The sequence below is a fragment of the Streptosporangium sp. NBC_01810 genome (genome assembly GCF_035917355.1).
In the GTDB taxonomy this organism is placed as follows: domain Bacteria; phylum Actinomycetota; class Actinomycetes; order Streptosporangiales; family Streptosporangiaceae; genus Streptosporangium.
The window spans coordinates 7468715-7487320 of record NZ_CP109070.1 but is presented as its reverse complement, the minus strand read 5'-3'; the positions used below and the strand labels follow the sequence as shown (position 1 = coordinate 7487320).

Genomic DNA, 18606 nt, shown 5'->3' with positions numbered 1-18606 from the left:
GACCCCGCTTCCTCGGCCACCCCGAGTACAGGTGCGGGGCGGACCCGGTCACGGGATCGCCACTGGGTATGGGCAGGGCCATGGGTACAGACATGAACACGAACCTGGGAATGGGAACGGCGACGCTCTTCCGGGGGCTCGTCGACGACGCCGGGCTCTTCCCGCCGACCGGGCTGCCGATGGCCGAAGCCCTGGAACGGCACAGGAACGACCTGGCAGGCAACGACCCGGTGCTCACCCACCGGTTCCTCTGCACGGCCGGCCGCCTGGCGGAGCTCCGCGACCACCTGACCTTCCCGATCCGGCTCGGCCTGATCCTGGACACCCCCGACCTCCCGCCACTCGATGACCTCACCGTCGAGTTGGTCGAGGTGCGGCAGGCACCGGACGAGACACCTCAGGCCGTGTCGGAGCGGCTGGCCGACCGGCTGCCCGCCGGGGCCGGGCTGTTCGTCGAGGTGCCTCTCGACGACCGTGGGTCCCTGCCGCACGGCGGCTCGGGACCCGGACTGAAGTTCCGCTGCGGCGGGCTGACCGCCGATGCCTTTCCCAGCGCCGTCGACCTGGGCGCCGTCATCGCGCACTGCGCGGAGCACGGTGTGCCGTTCAAGGCGACCGCGGGCCTGCACAACGCGGTCCGCCACTTCGACTCCGCGCTGGGGGTGGACCGGCATGGCTTCCTCAACCTGGTCCTCGCGGTCTGCGCGGCCACGGAGGGCCGCGATCCGGTACCGGCACTGAAGCTGACGGACGTCGGCGAGCTGGTACGGCTCGCGCGGGCCGTACCCCAGGAAATCGCGACGCGGGCCAGGGAGCTGCTGGTGTCGTACGGATCATGCAGCACGAGCACCCCGATCGAGGACCTCACGGCCCTGGGTCTCATCGCCCGGCGCCCGGCCGCGGCCGTACACACAACGAAGGAGAGCAAGTGATGGCTTGGGGCCTGGAGAACCTGCCCTACGGGGTCTTCTCACGCCGCGAGGGGGAGATCCCCCGCGTCGGCGTCCGGTACGGCGATCATGTCGTCGACCTCGCCGGAGCCCTGCACGACGAGGTGTTCGCCACCGGCTCGCTCAACGCCTTCTTGGCCAGGGGTCCGGTCGCGTGGCGGGACACCCGCACCCTGATCCAGAACAAGCTGAGCACCGACCTGTCGGTGGTCGAGCCGCACCTCGTCCCGCTGGAGCGGGTGACGCTGCACCTGCCGATCGAGGTGGCCGACTACGTCGACTTCTACTGCTCGCTGGAGCACGCCTCCAACCTGGGCCGGATGTTCCGCCCCGACGAGGAGCCGCTCAAGCCGAACTGGCGGCACCTGCCGGTCGGCTACCACGGCAGGGCCGGGACCGTCGTCGCCTCCGGCACCCCGATCACCCGGCCGTCCGGGCAGCGCGGCGCGGGGGTCTTCGGCCCGTCCGTCAAGCTGGACATCGAGGCGGAGCTGGGGTTCGTCGTCGGCGCGCCGACGGCCCTCGGTGACCGGGCCGGACGGTTCGCAGACCACGTGTTCGGCGTGACCCTGGTGAACGACTGGAGCGCCCGCGACATCCAGGCCTGGGAGTACGTCCCGCTTGGCCCGTTCCTCGGCAAGTCCTTCGCCACCTCGATCTCGCCGTGGGTCACCCCGCTCGCCGCCCTGTCCGAGGCGCGCGTCGAGGGCAGGGCACAGGATCCCGAGCCGCTCGGCTACCTGCGCCGTTCGGAACCGTGGGGGCTCGACCTGCGGCTGGAGGTCGCGGTGAACGGCGAGGTCGTCTCCCGCCCCCCGTACCGGGACATGTACTGGACACCCGACCAGATGCTCGCCCACATGACCGTCAACGGCGCCGCACTGCGCACCGGCGATCTCTACGCCAGCGGCACGATCTCCGGCACCGGGCCGGGCGAGCGCGGCTCGCTGATCGAGCTGACCTGGAACGGGACCGAGCCGCTCAAGCTGCCCGACGGCTCGGTCAGGGCCTTTCTGGAGGACGGGGACACCGTCACGATCACCGCGACGGCCCCGGGACCCGGCGGAACCGTGATCACCCTGGGCGAGGTGTCGGGAAAGATCGAGCCCGCGAGGTAGGCGGGGCACGAGCGCTCCTGACAGGCGTCCGGCGGAAGACATACGGTAGGGAAAGGAACCTCCAGGACGCCTGATCCGTTGACTAAGGAGGAGGGCCGGAGCATGGATTACTGGGTCATTTGGCTGATTCTGGCGCTCGTGCTGGGAATCGCCGAGATCTTCACCCTGACCACTGCTCTCGGCCTGCTCGGGGGTGCCGCCCTCGTCGCCTCCGTCGTCGCCGGCCTCGGGCTGCCGATTCCGCTCCAGCTTCTGGCCTTCGTCGCCTCCCTGGGCGCGGGGGTGGTCGTGGTCCGGCCCATCGCCAAGCGCCACCTCAGCGCGCTGCAACCCCGGAGCCAGCGGTTCGGGATCCAGGCGATCGTCGGCAAATCCGCGTACGTGCTGCGCGAGGTGACCGGCCAGGACGGCCGGGTGCGGATCGGCGGCGAGGAGTGGTCCGCCAGAGCCTACGACGAGACCCTGGTGATACCCGCCGGGGCGACCGTCGACGTCATCGAGATCGAGGGCGCGACCGCTCTCGTGTATCCCCGGGATTGAACGATGAAGGACTTCCTCCCCGCCCTGAAGGACAGGGCATCCGCTCTAGATATCAGGTTGGTGACTTCATGGACGCTGTGCTCATAGCCGGGCTTCTCATCGTCCTGCTGGCGGTGTTCACCGTGGTTCGCTCGGTGCGCATCGTCCCGCAGGCGCGGGCCCGCAACGTGGAGCGGCTCGGCCGCTACCACAGCACGCTCAAGCCCGGCCTCAACTTCGTGATCCCGTACATCGACCGGGTCTATCCGATGATCGACCTGCGCGAGCAGGTCGTCTCCTTCCAGCCCCAGCCGGTGATCACCGAAGACAACCTCGTTGTCGAAATCGACACGGTTTTGTACTTCCAGGTCACCGACCCCCGGGCGGCGGCGTACGAGATCGCCAACTACATCCAGGCCGTCGAGCAGCTCACGGTCACCACGCTGCGCAACGTCGTCGGCTCGCTGGACCTGGAGATGACGCTGACCTCGCGCGACACGATCAACAGCCAGCTCCGTGGCGTGCTCGACGAGGCGACCGGCAAGTGGGGCATCCGGGTCAACCGGGTGGAGATCAAGGCCATCGACCCGCCGAAGAGCATCAAGGAGGCGATGGAGAAGCAGATGCGCGCCGAGCGGGACAAGCGCGCGGCGATCCTCAACGCCGAGGGTCAGCGGCAGTCGCAGATCCTCACCGCCGAGGGTGACAAGCAGAGCGCGATCCTGCGGGCCGAGGGTGACCGGAGCGCCGCGATCCTCAAGGCCGAGGGCCAGTCGCAGGCCATCGACGAGGTCTTCCAGGCCGTGCACCGCAACGACCCCGACCCCAAGCTGCTGGCGTACCAGTATCTCCAGGTGCTGCCCGAGCTGGCCAAGGGCCCGAACAACACGTTCTGGGTGATCCCCAGCGAGGTCACCTCGGCCATCCAGGGTGTCTCCAGGGCGTTCACCGAGGCGCTGCCGCAGTCGGCGGCCACCCGCGAGGCCCCCAGGGTCAACGAGGCCGCCGAACAGGAGCGCAAGCAGGCCGAGCAGGCCGCCGCCGAGGCGGTCGCCGAGGCCGCCGAGGCCGATCTGGGCCCCCGCCAGCTCAACGCGGCCCCGGCCCCCCTGCCCGCCGACGGCCTCTCGGTCCCGCAGGAGGAGCACCACCGCACCACCCCCTGACCCCGCACGCTCCCTGCTCCGAGGCCCCTGTCACGACGATCATCGTCGCGACAGGGGCCGTCCCCGTTGGGGCCGGTTCCGCTGGGACAGCCGGTTCCGTCGAGGGGATCGATCTCGGTGAGAAGACTGGTCCCGTTACGGGAACCGCCCATCTGGCCGATTTGCGATCAAATGTCCGGGTATGCCGCTAGAAGCGAGGACCGGGCGTGAAGCAACGCTGTGGGCAGGGTTAAGAAAACCGCGATGGACACCCCCGAAGGCGGCCGGGCACAGTGCATAGGGTTCGGAGTTGAGGGGGGATCCGTGATGAAAGCGCTGGTCAAGGAGAGGGCCGAACCCGGCCTGTGGCTGACCGACGTACCGGAACCGTCGGTCGGCGCCGGGGAGGTGCTGATCAAGGTTCTGCGGACCGGGATCTGCGGGACGGACCTGCACATCCGGAGTTTCGACGCGTGGGCCCGGCAGACCCTGCGGATCCCGCTCGTCATCGGGCACGAGTTCTGCGGCGAGGTCGTCGAGGTGGCGCCGGGCGTGGAGGACATCGCGATCGGCGACCTGGTCAGCGGCGAGGGGCACCTGGTCTGCGGCAAGTGCCGCAACTGCATGGCCGGACGACGGCACCTGTGCCGCAGCACGATCGGGCTGGGGGTCAACCGGGACGGCGCCTTCGCCGAGTACCTGACGCTCCCGGCCTCCAACGTCTGGGTGCACCGGGTGCCGGTGGACCTGGACGTGGCGGCGATCTTCGACCCGTTCGGCAACGCGGTGCACACCGCGCTGACGTTCCCGATGGTCGGCGAGGACGTGCTGATCACCGGGGCCGGGCCGATCGGGCTGATGGCCGCCGCGGTGGCCACCCACGTGGGCGCCCGCAACGTGGTCATCACCGACGTCAGCCACGAACGGCTGGCCATCGCGAACAAGCTGGGCGTCACCCTGGCGCTGAACGTCGCCGAGAAGTCCGTCACCGACGGCCTGCGCGAACTCGGCATGCGGGAGGGCTTCGACGTGGGACTGGAGATGTCCGGGAACCCGCAGGCGCTCCGCGACATGATCGCCAACATGTCGCACGGCGGGAAGATCGCCATGCTCGGGCTGCCCGCCGAGGAGTTCGCCGTCGACTTCGCGACCGTGGTGACCTCGATGATCACCATCAAGGGCATCTACGGCCGGGAGATGTACGAGACGTGGTACGCCATGTCCGTGCTCCTAGAGAAGGGCCTCGACCTGTCCCCCGTGATCACCGACCGCTTCTCCTACCGCGACTTCGACGCGGCCTTCGACACCGCCGCCGGCGGCAGGACCGGCAAGGTCATCCTGGACTGGACGGCCTGATGTCCGGCGTCCGGCGCGACTTCGACACCGCCGCCGGCGGCAAAACCGGCAAGGTCATCCTGGACTGGACCGCCTGATGTCCGGCGTCCGGCGCGACTTCGACACCGCCGCCGGCGGCAAAACCGGCAAGATCACCTTGGATTGGACCGCCTGATGTTCGACAACGTCCGCGACGACTTCCGTACCACCCTGAACGAGATCGCATCCGCCGGGCTGCTCAAGCCGGAGCGGGTCATCACCACCCCTCAGCGCGCCGACATCGCCGTGACCGGCGGCGGTGAGGTGCTGAACTTCTGCGCCAACAACTACCTGGGCCTGGCCGACCACCCCGAGGTGATCGCCGCCGCCAAGGAGGCCCTCGACCGCTGGGGTTTCGGCATGGCCTCGGTCCGTTTCATCTGCGGCACCCAGGAGGTGCACAAGGAGCTGGAGACGCGGCTGTCCGCCTTCCTCGGCCAGGAGGACACCGTCCTCTACAGCTCGTGCTTCGACGCCAACGGCGGCATCTTCGAGACCCTGCTCGACGACCGGGACGCGGTGATCTCCGACGCGCTCAACCACGCGAGCGTCATCGACGGCATCCGCCTGTCCAAGGCCCGGCGCCTGCGCTACGCCAACCGCGACCTGGCCGAGCTGGAGGCACGGCTCAAGGAGTCCGCCGACGCCCGGCGCAGGCTGATCGTCACCGACGGCGTCTTCTCCATGGACGGCTACCTCGCGCCGCTGGCGGAGATCTGCGACCTGGCGGAGCGGTACGGGGCCATGGTGATGGTCGACGACTCGCACGCCGTCGGCTTCGTCGGCGAGCACGGCGGGGGCACCCCCGAGCTGCACGGTGTGCGGGACCGGGTCGACATCCTCACCGGCACGCTCGGCAAGGCGCTCGGCGGGGCCAGCGGCGGCTACGTCGCGGCCCGCGAGGAGATCTGCGAACTGCTCCGCCAGCGCTCGCGCCCCTACCTGTTCTCCAACTCCCTGGCCCCGGTGATCGCCGCCGCGTCGCTGCGCGTCCTCGACCTGATCAGCGGCTCGGACGAGGCCCGCCGGCGGCTGCGCGCCAACACCGAGCGGTTCCGCGCCGGGATGATCGCAGCCGGGTTCGACATCCTGCCCGGCGACCACCCCATCGTCCCGGTGATGATCGGCGACGCCGCCAAGGCCGCCGCGATGGCCGAACGCCTGCTGGAGCTGGGCGTCTACGTGATCGGCTTCTCCTATCCCGTCGTCCCGCACGGCCAGGCCCGGATCCGGGTCCAGCTCTCCGCGGCCCACTCCACCGAGGACGTCGACCGAGCCCTGGAGGCGTTCGCCACGGCCCGCGGCTGATCGTCCGCCACGACGCGCGGGACTGACCGCGCGCAGTTCACCCCCGGTCAGCTCTCCGCGCTCGGAGCGAACAGGTCGACGCCGTTGCCGTCCGGGTCGTGGATCACCGCGTACCGCTGCCCCCAGAACGCGTCCCACGGCTCCTTGTCCCCTTCGTATCCGAGAAGGACCAGTTGCCGGTACGCCTCGTCCACCTCGGCCGGGGTGTCGAACCGGAACGCCAGCGAGATCCCCTGCCCGTTCCCGGGCCGCCAGTCGGGGTGGAACGAGCGGATCGTCTCGACCGTGTCCCAGGCGAGGCGCAGACCGCCGGGCAGGACCGCCTCGACGTGCGGCTGCCCGTTGGCCTCCGGCGGCACCTCCAGGCCGAGCAGCCGGTAGAAGGCCAGCGAGCGGCCCATGTCCTCGACGACCATGCCGATGACGTCCAGTTGGGCTTTCATATCGAATGTCTCCGATCGTGGGTTCGCGGTGGGATGTAGATCGCGGGCCGCCCTCGGCCCGCCGAGACCCGCGTAACCGGCCGGAACACCGGACCGTGGATCCCCCTGGTACGGCTCAACCTAACCCCGCCTCCCCGCTGCGGTCTTGTAGGAAACGGACGCGGTCAGCAGGACGGCGAGTCCATGGGACGGCGGGTCCGCGGGAAGCTCGCATCAGACGGTTCGGCCGGGGTCATGCCAATGGGAGCGGTGTCCCCAAAGGCATTCACCGGCCCGCCGCTGAGCGTACGAGCGACCTCGGCGACAATACGGAGGTGATAGAGACACGGCGGCTCAGGACCCTGCGCGCGGTGGCCGACCACCGCACGGTCACCGCGGCCGCCGCCGCGCTGCACCTGACCCCCTCGGCGGTCTCCCAGCAGCTCGCCGCCCTGGAGCACGAGGTGGGCCACCGGCTGCTCGACCGCGACGGCCGGGGCGTACGGCTGACCGCCGTCGGCCGCATCCTCCTCGGCCACACCAACGAGATCCTCGCCCAGCTGGAGCGTGCCGAGGCCGACATCGCCGCCTACACCGCCGGTACGGCGGGCGAGGTGAAGGTGGCCTCCTTCGCCACCGCGATCGGGCTCCTGCTGGCCCCGGCGATCGGCGTCCTCCACGACAAGGAACCCGGCATCCGGGTGCGGGTCCTGGACGCCGAGGGCGACCAGAGCCTCACCATGGTCCTGGACGGCGCGGTGGACGCGGCCGTGGCCGTGGAGTATCGCGGAGCCCCCGCCGAGGACGACCGGCGCCTGTCGCGCATCCCGCTCTACTCCGAACCGTTCGACGTGGTGCTCCCCCGGGACCATGCCCTCTCAGAGCGCGAGGTGACGGTCGCGGACCTGGCCGGGGAGACCTGGATCGGCCCCTACCCGGGCAACCCCTGCCACGACGTGATCGCGCTGGCCTGCGAGCACGCGGGCTTCACCCCCGAGTTCGCGCACTCCTCGGACGACTTCAGCGCGGTGGTCGCGCTGGCCGCCGCCGGGGCCGGGGTGGCGATGGTGCCACGCCTGGCCCTGCGCGGCACCGACCTGTCCGGGGTGGTGATCCGCCGGGTCGCGGGCCCGGAACGCCGGGTCTTCACCGCCGTACGCCGGGGTGCGGAACGGCACCCCCTGCTCATCCCCCTGCTGGGCGCCCTACGGCACACCGCGACGGCCCTGGACCGGACCCCGTCACCTTGACGCGCTCCCCGGCCTGAGTCCGGGGATTCAGCCCGTGGGGGCGGCCGACGCGCACCCGGCGGCATCCCGGGGCCGCCTTCCGGCATTGAAACCCCGGGTCCTCGGGCTCAAGGAGATCGGACCGAGCGCCTTCGACGGCATCGGAGCCGGGCCCTTCCCAGCCGAGACCGACGGCGTCGCCGACAATGCCAGTAACGGCCACCGACCGTCGCCACCAGGGCGACCGCGGCGGCTATCCCTATGATCACCGCGTGAAGCACAAGATCCATACCTGCCACCTGCCCGAAAAGTCCCATTTGGCGACTTCTTCGACAAGCGAAGGGCCGCCGGACGCGTGAGCGGGCGTTTTGCCGAGAAAGCTTTACCCAACCGGCTCCGGCCACTGAAGCGGGAAGCCTCGACGATCTCCCCTACGGCGAGACATCCGTTTGGAGGCGTAGAGCTCCGAGAGACCCACACCGGTCGGCCACATCGGGTTCCGTCCGAGCCCGCTCTCCACGGGGAGGCCTGCCCAGCCCACCCGGAGAACGACACGACCCCGGCCCCGTCCTCGCTGGATTGGCATTCGGTATAACCGAAGATACATTCGGTCTATGCGAAGCGTTGCGGCGCCCATCGTTCCCATCTTCAAAACCCGAACGCAGGCGGAGATCCTGGCCGCCGTCTATCTGCGGCCTCGGCAGAACTGGACCCTTGCCTCTCTCGCCCGAGAGTTGGGCATGGCACCTTCCACCCTGCATGCCGAGGTACATCGCCTCATCGACGCACAGCTGATCACTACGGTCGAGATCGGACGCTCCCAGGTCCTGCATGCCAATCCCGACCATCCGCTGTTCCGACCCGTGACCGAGATCCTGAACTACATGTACGGCCCTCACACGATCATCAGCGAGGAGTTCGCCGGCGTCCCCGGCACCGAGCGCCTGCTCATCTTCGGCTCGTGGGCCGCCCGTCATGCCGGAAATCCAGGACCTGTTCCCCACGACATTGACATACTCGTCGTCGGTGAGGTCGATCGGACCGCCCTCTATGCCGCCGCCGACCGTGCTCAGGAACGCATCGGCATGCCGGTCAATCCCGTCCTCGCCTCCACCCACCGCTGGAACGCGGAGGCCGACGCCCTCATCAGACAGATCAAGTCAGCCCCCGTGATCGACCTGACCGCCGAAATCCACGCCTGATCGGAGAAACCCGCCCCATGACACGGTGGACACGTGGCGAGGCCGACGTCGAGCGGATGTTGACCTCCGGCGAACTCCAGCGCGTCCGAGGCGAGGCCGCCGACGGCAGTGGATGGCTGGAGAAGGCAACCACCACCCTCGCCAGCGCCGAAGGGCTCAGAACAACCGATCCTAACTCCGCCTACACACTCGCCTACGACGCGGCGCGCTTCGCCTGTGCCGGTCTACTGGCGCAACAAGGGTTACGAGCCACAACCTCCGGCGGCCACTATGCCGTCCAGCAAACCGTGATCCGGCAGTTCGGCCCCACGTTCGAGCCGTACGGCACCATGCGCCGCAGGCGCAACGAGCTCGAATATCCGGAGTTCCCCGACGAGGTAGTGGAAACAACGGAAGCAGATCGCGCGATAGCGGCCGCACGCGCACTGCTCGACGCCACCGGCAAGCTCCTCGACCACCTTGGCCTGTTCTGAAAGCGCCAAGACCCGAAGGCATCAGCAGTCAAATGAAGTCGGCAACGGTGACTTCCATGATCTGGGTGACTTCACATCTTCGTGACGCGGATCCGCTGGCTAGTATCGCGACGTGACGGATGACGCCCTTCATGATCACGCCATTGACGCCTTCATCGCGGCGACCAATGCCGATGATCCGGCGCGGCGGGCCACGCTGCTGAGCCGCGCCCTTACCGGCGACGTCGTCTTCTGGGGTCCGCTGGGCCGAGGGATCGGGCGCAAGGCGGTCGAGGACTTCATCACCGAGGTGGTGCGGGGGCACCCGTCGGGTCCCTGCCGGATGGTCCGTACGACCCGGGTGGACGCACCGGGAGAGTGGGCCCGTTTCGGGTGGCGCTACGAGGACGCCTCAGGCCGGAGCCTGCTGACCGGGATGGACGTGGTGCACGTCACCGTCGAGGGCGACATCGACGAGATAGTCATCTTCGCCGACTCTCAGGAGTGATTTCCGATTCACCCGAGTGCTGGACGCGCTCCGGCACACCGCGATGACGCCGCGCCGGCCCCGTCTCCGCAGGGTTGATATTCGGTATGACCGAAGATGTATTCGGCCTACGCGAAGCGTCGTGGCGCCCATCGCTCCCACGTGGCGGCGCCCGTGAGCCAGGTTCCGGCACTGGGATGAGCCCCCCGGCGGGGTGCTCCAACGGGGGAAGCGGAGCTGGAACGGCACATGCCGCAGGTCCTTCGTGGGGGACGACCCGCATGCCGCTCTACCCGCCTGGGGTGGTTCGGGGCTCCCAGCGGGTGCCGGGAGCGGCGCGTCACCTCGGCTGAGCGGGTCTGCCGATCCAGGAGTATGCGCAGGTCACCAGAGATCACCACTTTCCGCCAGCCTACGGGTTTCGGACGGGTTGCCGAGGCGCGACCGGTGACACATGAAGTTTCATGCGAACCATTGACGGCGGATGAACGCCGCACCTACATTGAACCATCGGATCGCTGAGTGATCCGATGGTTCACCGCAAGCGATGAACGCCTGCACCGTGACATGTCTCTCCCCACGACCCGGAGAGTGAACCGGCATGACGGCCATGAAGAGCCCCCCCATAGCATCCATCACCCCGGACCCCCCTCCAAAGCGGGAGGCCGCGATCACGGACACAGCCACAGCGGCCTTGAGATCCCGACTCACAAGCGGGGTGGTCGGCCTTGCCGTTGTGGCCTTCCTGGCCGCGCTCTGGGAGGGCTACAAGGCGCTGGGCCAGGCGACAGGCGATCGACTGCTCGGAATACCATTCCCAGTCGCGACCGACGATCTGTCCATGCCACACGTCGGCACGATCCTAGGCGCGCTGGTGGAACCCGCCCGGCGCGGGAACCCGACCAGCCTGGGCGTGTACCTGCTCGGGGAAGCCTCCGTGACGCTGCGTGAAGCCGCCTACGGCCTGGTGGCCGGATCGCTCCTCGGGCTGGCGCTCGCCATCGTCTTCCTCCACATCCCGCCGGTCTCGCGTGGCCTCATGCCGTGGCTGATCGCCTCGCAGACCATTCCGCTGGTCGCCATCGCCCCGATGATCGTCATCTGGGGCGGCAAGGCGGGACTGCCACCGTGGGTCGCGGTCACCGGCATCGCGGCGTACCTGGCGTTCTTTCCCGTGACGATCAACGCGTTGCGAGGACTCAAGTCACCGCCGAAGGTGCAGACGGAGTTCATGCGCAGCGTGGGCGCCGGGAGGCTCCAGTTCCTGTTCTGGCTCCGCCTGCCCGCGGCGCTGCCGTACGTCTTCGCGGGGCTACGACTCGCCGCCACGGCCAGTGTCGTCGGCGCCATCGTGGGCGAGTTGTCGGCCGGCACGGGACGAGGAATCGGCCGAGCCATCCTCACCTTCGCCTACTACTACTCGAACGGCCCCGAGAAGCTGTACGCCGCCGTCCTTGTCGCGGCCGTCGCGGGGATCGTGTTCGTCCAGTTCCTCAGCTGGATCGAGCGATTCGCCCTCCGCAACCGGCACACCCGATGACCGCCATCTCTCTTCCGATCCCTGGAGAGCCCACGATGCCTGAATCCGCAATCATCAGTGTCAGCGGCGTCACGAAGCAGTTCAACAGCGGGACAGACCGTTCTGTAACGGCGCTGACGGACATTGACCTGTCCATCGCCGAAGGCGAGTTCGTGTCACTGCTGGGTCCGAGCGGCTGCGGGAAGAGCACGCTCCTGCGGATCTTGGCGGACCTCACCCAACCCACCAGCGGTTCCGTGAGTTTGAACGGCAAAACACCCGACACCGCACGGCGAGACCGTGACTACGGGATGGTCTTCCAGCAGGCCGGCCTGTTCGACTGGCGAAACGTCCAGCGCAACGTGGAGTTGCCGCTTCAGGTCGCCGGCGTGGCCAAGCGGACTCGGCGGGCCAAGGCCACGTCCATGCTCGAACTCGTCCGCCTGTCCGAGTTCGCTCACCACTTCCCGTGGCAGCTTTCCGGCGGCATGCAGCAGCGAGTGGCGATCGCCCGGGCACTGTCCGCGGATCCGAAGATCCTTTTCATGGACGAACCACTTGGCGCACTTGACGAGATGAACCGGGAACGCCTTCAGGGGGAGCTCCTCCGGATCTGGTCCGACACGAGGACGACCGTCGTCTTCGTGACGCACAGCATCTCAGAGGCCGTGTTCCTGTCGTCGCGGATCATGGTGATGTCCCCTCGTCCTGGGCGGATCGCCGCCAGCATCGACGTCGATCTGCCGTACCCGCGTTCCGCCGCCACACGCACGACACCCGAGTACTTCAAAAAGATCACTGAGGTCAGGTCCGCTCTGCATGGCATGTCAGTCGCCCAGGACGCGCCATGAGCGTCCGTACGGGAAGCAGGCGTTCGATGCCGATCACCGCTGGGCGGGCCGGGGCGACCATCAGGCGAGGACTGCCGGTCCTGGTCACCGCGGTCGTCATCCTGGGCGCCTGGCAGCTTGTGGTGCGGCTGTTCCAGGTCCCGTCGTTCATCCTGCCCGCGCCGAGTGAAATCGCCTCAGCGCTGTCATCGCAGCTCCCGACGATCCTCTCGGCCTCGAATATCACCGTTAAGGCGGTCCTACTCGGCCTCGTTCTCGGGTCCGTCGCCGGCGTCCTCGTCGCGCTGGTGGTCAGCCGCTTTCACAAGGTGTCGGGCCCGGTTCTGGCGATGGCCGTGATCGTCAACTGCGCTCCCATCGTCGCGCTGGCGCCGATCTTCAACAACTGGTTCGGCGTGACCAATATCGCCTCCAAGGCCGGCGTCGCATCGGTCATGGTGTTCTTTCCCGTCCTGGTCAACACGGCCAGGGGTCTGCTCCAGGTCTCACCGCTGCACCTGGAGCTCATGGAGTCGCTGGCGGCACAACCGCGGCAGATCTCCCTGATGTTGCGACTCCCCAACGCGTTGCCCTATCTCTTCAACGCGCTCAAGCTCGGGTCCACCCTGGCCGTCATCGGCGTCATCGTGACCGAGTACTTCGGGGGGCCAAGCAATGCGCTCGGGGTGTACATCGCCTATCAGGCGGCCTTGCCGCGCTTCGCCGAAGCATGGGCAGGGATCTTCGTAGCCAGCCTGCTCGGGCTCGCGATGTTCGGACTGATGTCGCTGCTCGAACGTCTTTTGATGCCCTGGCACGAGTCGATTCACAGCGACGAGGCGTGATCTCCCGTCGTTCCCCCCACGATTTACCTTCTTGAAGGAGTCACAATGCCCCGCTCCCTTCGGCGCCTCGCGCGCCCACGAGTCAATCGCCGCGTCGTCGGCGCCTTGGTGGTCGCCGCCACGCTCTCCCTGTCCGCCTGTGGCATGTCGGAGGAGGCCCCGGTGTCCGGATCCGGCGCGGAGAACACCGCGTCGTGCCAGACGCGAACCCCGGTCAGGCTCGTCCTCCAGTGGGTGGCGCAGTCGCAGTTCGCCGGCTACTACGCCGCCAAGGACAAGGGCTACTACGCCGACGAGTGTCTCGATGTGACCATCCAGGAGGGTGGCGTCAACATCGTGCCGCAGCAGGTGTTGTCGGCGGGCAACGCGGAGTTCGCGGTCAGCCACGTCACCAAGACGATGGTCACCCGGGAGCAGGGAGCCGACCTCGTCAACGTCGGCCAGGTGTTCCAGCGCGGTGCTTACCTGCAGGTCGCCTGGGCGGACTCGGGCATCAAGCAGCTCGCGGACCTCAAGGGCAAGAAGGTGGGCAGCTGGGGGTTCGGCAACGAGCTGGTGTTGTTCGCGGCGATGAGGGGCTCCGGCGTCGACCCGGCCAAGGACGTCACCGTCGTGCAGCAGCCGTTCGACATGTCGCTGCTGCTGAAGCGGGAGGTCGACGCGGCCCAGGCCAAGATCTACAACGAGTACGCCCAGCTTCTGGAGACCATCAACCCCAAGACCGGTGCGCTGTACAAGCCGGAGGACTTCTCGGCCATCAGCCTTCAGGACGCGGGATACACGAGCCTTGAGGACGGTATCTACGCGCGTGGCGACTGGCTGGCCCAGGATGCCAACAAGGACATCGCCGTGAAGTTCCTCAAGGCGACGTACAAGGGCTGGGGCTTCTGCCGGGACGACCTGGCCGGCTGTGTCGAGGTCGTCCTCAACAACGGCAGCGCGCTCGGCAAGGGCCACCAGACGTGGATGCTGAACGAGGTCAACAAGCTCGTGTGGCCTTCACCTGCCGGTATCGGGACCATCGACCAGAAGGCATGGGACCAGACCATCAAGATCGCAGTCGACGCCAAGGTGCTCAAGGCCGACCCCGGTGAGGGCGCCTTCCGCGGGGACCTCACCGAGAAGGCGGACCAGGAACTGAAGGCGGAGGGATTCGACGTCACCGGCGATGGCTACAAGCCGGAGACCGTAGAGCTAACCGCCGGAGGCAAGTAGCAGACGATATCCGTGCGTTACGCGGCATAAGTCCGCGTAAGGCACGGACAACAGCCAGCGAGCCTGCCACGATGATGGCCGCAACCGTCGATCACATCACCTCAACGGAGGAGACAATGGCACCAAGTGAAGCGGGACTTGTCCGCCGGACTATCTGGCTGCTTCGTGCCGTGGCCGCCCACCCGGAGGGCGTCGGGCTCAGCGAGGTCGCCAGGGAGGCCGGCATCCCCAAGGCGACGTGCTACCGCGTGCTCACCGTCCTCGAACGGGAGAGCTGGCTGACACTTGATCCGGACACTCGGCGTTATCGGGTCTCACTCGGCCTTCTCTCGATCGTCGGGGGACTGCTGGACAGCGACGGCGCCTACGGTCACATGCGCGGCGTCCTGCGGCAGCTCGCCGAGGAGACCAAGGAGACCTCCGGGTTCGACGTGCTCCTGGCGCCCAACGTCATGGTCGTCGCACAGGTTTCGGGGCCCTCGCTGATCGGGCAGACGCTCAAGCCCGTCCCGCGGACCCAGCCTGTGTGGGCGACCTCGACCGGCAAGGTTCTGCTCGCCGCCCTCGATCCGGAGGCGGTGCGGACGGATTTCGCAGCCGAGTTCTCGGAGAAGGCGCCCGAGGAGCTGGGAGGTCTGGACGCGTTCATCGAGTCGCTGGGCTCGGTGCGCCGCAACGGCTACGCCCTCGCCTACGACGAGCTCGAAGTCGGCGCGGCATCCGTGGCCGCGCCAGTACGGGTCCGGGACTCGACGCCCTACGCGGTGTGGATCGGCGGCCCCACCTATCGCATCACGCGTGACCGTATCGATTCGGTGGCGGAGTCAGTGATCAAGGCCGCTCGAGGGCTGAGTGAACTGCTGAGCGTCACAGACATCATCCTGCCGAGTGCCCTGACCGGGCGCTAGGCCACCAGCTGATCGGCGCCAAGGGGCGCGACAAAGGAGTTCGCCCATGACATCTCTTACCGACACGATCGCCGCGGCCGAAAGCATTGCCGACAGTGTGCCGAAAGGCGTGTTCGTCGGCGGCGAGTGGCGTGGGTCCGACTCCGGCGCCGTGCTTGCCGTCGACGACCCCGGCACCGGCCGGACGATCGCCGAGGTCGCCGACGCCGGGGTCGAGGACGGTCTGGCGGCTCTCTCGGCCGCTGCCGACGCGCAGGCGTCCTGGGCCGCCACGCCACCTCGTGAACGAGGGGAGATCCTGCGACGGGCGTTCGAGCAGATCCTCGTCCGCGGGGACGATCTCGCGCGGCTCATGACGCTGGAGATGGGTAAGCCGCTGGCCGAATCGCAAGCCGAGGTCGCGTACGCGGCCGAGTTCTTCCGGTGGTTCTCGGAGGAGGCCGTCCGCATCGACGGCGGCTACCTGGTCGCCCCCGGCGGCGGGTCGCGCGTGGTCGTGACCCGGCAGCCGGTCGGCCCCAGCCTGCTGGTGACCCCGTGGAACTTTCCCATGGCGATGGGCACTCGCAAGATCGGGCCCGCGCTCGCGGCCGGTTGCACGGTGGTGGTCAAGCCGGCACGACAGACACCGCTGTCGATGCTCGCGCTGGTGGGGATCCTCCAGGATGCCGGCCTGCCGTCCGGGGTGGTCAACGTCTTCACCACATCGAGGTCGGGAGAGGTGACGTCGGCGCTGCTGCGCGATTCGCGACTGCGCAAGCTTTCGTTCACCGGTTCAACGGAGGTCGGCCGCACTCTGCTCGCGCAGTGCTCGGACAAGGTGCTGCGCACGTCAATGGAGCTCGGTGGGAACGCGCCGTTCATCGTCTTCGACGACGCCGACCTCGATCTGGCGGTCGAGGGCGCGGTTCAGGCCAAGATGCGCAACATCGGTGAGGCATGCACGGCCGCGAACAGGTTCTACGTCCAGAGGGGAGTCGCCCGGGACTTCAGCGAGGCGCTCGCCAAACGGCTGGGCTCGTTGACCGTGGGCCATGGTCTCGACCCGTCGACGCAGGTGGGCCCCCTGATCGACCGGGGCGCCCTCGCCGGCGTGGCCGGGCTGGTCGACGAGGCACGAGCCGCCGGAGCCGAAGTGCTGACCGGCGGTGAGGCGCTGGCCGGCGACGGCAACTTCTACCGGCCGACCGTCCTCGCCGGGGTGCCCCACGGCGTCCGGACCGTTCGCGAGGAGATCTTCGGCCCGGTCGCGCCGATCATCACCTTCGACGAGGAGGACGACGCGGTCGCCATGGCCAACGACACGGAGTACGGCCTCGCGGCGTACGTCTTCACGGAACGCCTCGACCGGGGGCTGCGCGTCTGCGAGCGCCTTGAGAGCGGCATGGTCGGCCTCAACCAGGGCGTGATCTCCAACCCGGCGGCTCCCTTCGGCGGGGTCAAGCAATCCGGTCTGGGGCGTGAGGGCGGCCGGGTCGGGATAGACGAGTACCTCGAGGTCAAGTACATGTCCATCAGGGCGCCGTGGTGACCGAGTTCATCCTCGCGGGCGTGCAGTTGCGCCCGCGCTTCGGTGACGTCGCCGGCAACATCGAGCGATCGTCGGAGTGGATCACCAAAGCAGCCGAGGCCGGTGCGCGGCTCGTCGTCCTTCCCGAGGCGTCCTCCGCCGGGTACGTCTTCGCGGACCGTGCCGAGGCCCTTCGGTACGCCGAGGACGTACCCGGCGGACCGGCCTGCTCAGCCTGGGCCGCACTCGCCCGGAGGCACCATCTCTGGATCGTCGCCGGTGTCACCGAACGGGAAGGCGGCCGGCCGTACAACTCGGCCGTGCTGATAGGCCCGGACGGGCACGTCGGGACGTTCCGCAAGGCCCATCTCTGGAACGACGAGAAGGTCGTCTACGGCCGCAACGAGGCGGGGTTTCCGGTTTTCGACACGCCGCTGGGACGGATCGGGGTGGGGATCTGCTACGACGCGTGGTTCCCCGAGACCTTCCGCAGCGCGGCTCTCCAAGGCGCCGACCTGATCGTTCTTCCCTCGAACTGGGTCCCCGTGCCGGGCCAGCCGGCCGATGTGCCGGCCATGGCCACCCTCATGTGCATGACCGGTGCGCACAGCAACCAGTCCTATGTCGCGGGCGTGAGCCGGGTGGGTGTCGAGCGTGGCCAGGAGTTCGTCGGGAGATCGGTGATCGTCGGCCCTGACGGCTGGATCCTCGCGGGTCCCGCGAGCAACGACGGCGAAGAGATGTTGCTCGCCGAGATCGACCTCATCGGGTCGCGAGAAGCCCGGCACGGCAACCCGTTCAACCAGCCGCTGGCGGACCGCCGCCCTGATCTCTACGTGACCCGCGACGCGCGGTGTGCCCAGGACGGTCGACGGGACTGATCCCGCCACCGCGGGATTGCTTTCCATCCTCGAAGTCCCTTGACACAATCCCCGCCCGTCATCAAAATTTGAACCAATGGTTCATCAGATGAACCATCCGAGGAGGCAAAGTGAGCATCCAGGTCCGCAAGATCATCAAGCATCTCGAAGAGACCATGCTCGAGAACGGGCGCCCGGTCGAGCGCCCGCATCGGGTCGCATTCGTCGGTGCGGTGATCGCCAACCCATACCCGAGCGAGTACGTCGAGGACCTGGTGACGCTCGCTGACGAGCTGGGCGAGGAGATCGGGCAACTTGTCGGCCCGGCCTGCGTGGACCTGCTCGGTGACGAGGTGGAGGCGTTCGGCAAGGCGGCGCTCGTCGGCATCGACGGTGAGGTCGAGCACGGCTCGGCCCTGATCCACAACCTCCGGTTCGGCAACGTCTTCCGCAAGGCGGCCGGCGGCACCGAACTTCTGCCCGCCGCCGAGAAGGTCGGTCTCCCAGGCAGCCCCATCGACATCCCGCTCAAGCACAAGCTCGACTCGAAGACCCGATCGCACCATCAGACGGTGACCTTCCAGGTGTCCGACGTCCCTCGCCCCCGCGAGATCCTCGTGATCTGCGCGGCCGCCAACGCCGGTCGCCCCCTGGCCCGCCTGGCCGTGTTCGGCGCCGAGACGAAGACCCAGTGACACCTACGGGATGAGAGA

The 18606-nt window shown here is 68.3% G+C and carries 19 protein-coding genes; 18 read left to right on the top strand and 1 reads right to left on the bottom strand.

Annotated features, from left to right (window positions below; translation table 11 throughout):
* The first annotated feature begins 92 nt into the window (after window positions 1-92).
* The 6 genes from OIE13_RS33885 to OIE13_RS33860 all read left to right on the top strand — a co-directional run bounded on the left by OIE13_RS33885 (window position 93) and on the right by OIE13_RS33860 (window position 6414).
* Window positions 93-932, top strand: a complete 840-nt coding sequence (locus OIE13_RS33885) for a hypothetical protein (RefSeq protein WP_326645360.1) — start codon at window positions 93-95, stop codon at window positions 930-932.
* The gene (fahA, locus tag OIE13_RS33880; protein WP_326645362.1) at window positions 932-2068 is read left to right on the top strand and encodes a fumarylacetoacetase; all 1137 of its coding nucleotides are present in this window, start codon (window positions 932-934) and stop codon (window positions 2066-2068) included. Before OIE13_RS33885 ends, fahA begins: the two co-directional genes overlap by 1 nt.
* A 102-nt stretch (window positions 2069-2170) precedes the next feature.
* The gene (locus OIE13_RS33875) at window positions 2171-2608 is read left to right on the top strand and encodes an NfeD family protein (protein WP_326645364.1); all 438 of its coding nucleotides are present in this window, start codon (window positions 2171-2173) and stop codon (window positions 2606-2608) included.
* A gap of 68 nt (window positions 2609-2676) precedes the next feature.
* On the top strand, window positions 2677-3753 hold the full coding sequence (locus OIE13_RS33870; protein ID WP_326645366.1) for an SPFH domain-containing protein: 1077 nt from the start codon (window positions 2677-2679) through the stop codon (window positions 3751-3753).
* A gap of 306 nt (window positions 3754-4059) precedes the next feature.
* A complete protein-coding gene (tdh, locus tag OIE13_RS33865) occupies window positions 4060-5088 on the top strand; it encodes an L-threonine 3-dehydrogenase (RefSeq protein WP_326829232.1) in 1029 nt (342 codons plus the stop codon).
* A gap of 153 nt (window positions 5089-5241) precedes the next feature.
* A complete protein-coding gene (locus OIE13_RS33860) occupies window positions 5242-6414 on the top strand; it encodes a glycine C-acetyltransferase (protein WP_326645370.1) in 1173 nt (390 codons plus the stop codon).
* 47 nt (window positions 6415-6461) lie between these two features.
* Here the strand turns inward: OIE13_RS33860 and OIE13_RS33855 are convergent, their stop codons facing one another.
* Window positions 6462-6857, bottom strand: a complete 396-nt coding sequence (locus OIE13_RS33855; protein WP_326829231.1) for a VOC family protein — start codon at window positions 6855-6857, stop codon at window positions 6462-6464.
* 314 nt (window positions 6858-7171) lie between these two features.
* Here OIE13_RS33855 and OIE13_RS33850 point away from each other — a divergent pair, with 314 nt between their 5' ends.
* From OIE13_RS33850 to OIE13_RS33795, 12 genes are all read left to right on the top strand, one after another.
* On the top strand, window positions 7172-8086 hold the full coding sequence (locus OIE13_RS33850) for a LysR family transcriptional regulator (protein WP_326645374.1): 915 nt from the start codon (window positions 7172-7174) through the stop codon (window positions 8084-8086).
* Window positions 8087-8679: 593 nt separating this feature from the next.
* Complete coding sequence (locus OIE13_RS33845; protein WP_326645376.1) at window positions 8680-9267, top strand: hypothetical protein; 588 nt, start codon at window positions 8680-8682, stop codon at window positions 9265-9267.
* 17 nt (window positions 9268-9284) lie between these two features.
* The gene (locus tag OIE13_RS33840; RefSeq protein WP_326645378.1) at window positions 9285-9740 is read left to right on the top strand and encodes a hypothetical protein; all 456 of its coding nucleotides are present in this window, start codon (window positions 9285-9287) and stop codon (window positions 9738-9740) included.
* A 112-nt stretch (window positions 9741-9852) separates the two neighbouring features.
* On the top strand, window positions 9853-10227 hold the full coding sequence (locus tag OIE13_RS33835; protein ID WP_326645380.1) for a nuclear transport factor 2 family protein: 375 nt from the start codon (window positions 9853-9855) through the stop codon (window positions 10225-10227).
* Window positions 10228-10900: 673 nt separating this feature from the next.
* Window positions 10901-11746: an ABC transporter permease gene (locus OIE13_RS33830; RefSeq protein ID WP_326645382.1), complete on the top strand. Its 846-nt coding sequence runs from the start codon at window positions 10901-10903 to the stop codon at window positions 11744-11746.
* 35 nt (window positions 11747-11781) lie between these two features.
* On the top strand, window positions 11782-12576 hold the full coding sequence (locus tag OIE13_RS33825; RefSeq protein ID WP_326645385.1) for an ABC transporter ATP-binding protein: 795 nt from the start codon (window positions 11782-11784) through the stop codon (window positions 12574-12576).
* 26 nt (window positions 12577-12602) lie between these two features.
* Window positions 12603-13400, top strand: a complete 798-nt coding sequence (locus OIE13_RS33820) for an ABC transporter permease (protein ID WP_326829230.1) — start codon at window positions 12603-12605, stop codon at window positions 13398-13400.
* Window positions 13401-13445: 45 nt separating this feature from the next.
* Window positions 13446-14615, top strand: a complete 1170-nt coding sequence (locus OIE13_RS33815; protein ID WP_326829229.1) for an ABC transporter substrate-binding protein — start codon at window positions 13446-13448, stop codon at window positions 14613-14615.
* 116 nt (window positions 14616-14731) lie between these two features.
* Complete coding sequence (locus OIE13_RS33810; protein ID WP_326645390.1) at window positions 14732-15523, top strand: IclR family transcriptional regulator; 792 nt, start codon at window positions 14732-14734, stop codon at window positions 15521-15523.
* Window positions 15524-15569: 46 nt separating this feature from the next.
* Window positions 15570-17054 carry an NAD-dependent succinate-semialdehyde dehydrogenase gene (locus tag OIE13_RS33805; protein ID WP_326645392.1) on the top strand — a complete coding sequence of 495 codons (1485 nt, stop codon included), beginning with the start codon at window positions 15570-15572 and terminating at the stop codon, window positions 17052-17054.
* Window positions 17051-17914, top strand: a complete 864-nt coding sequence (locus tag OIE13_RS33800; RefSeq protein WP_326645393.1) for a nitrilase family protein — start codon at window positions 17051-17053, stop codon at window positions 17912-17914. Before OIE13_RS33805 ends, OIE13_RS33800 begins: the two co-directional genes overlap by 4 nt.
* Window positions 17915-18024: 110 nt before the next feature.
* Window positions 18025-18588, top strand: a complete 564-nt coding sequence (locus tag OIE13_RS33795; RefSeq protein ID WP_326645395.1) for an amino acid synthesis family protein — start codon at window positions 18025-18027, stop codon at window positions 18586-18588.
* The last annotated feature ends 18 nt before the right edge of the window (window positions 18589-18606 follow it).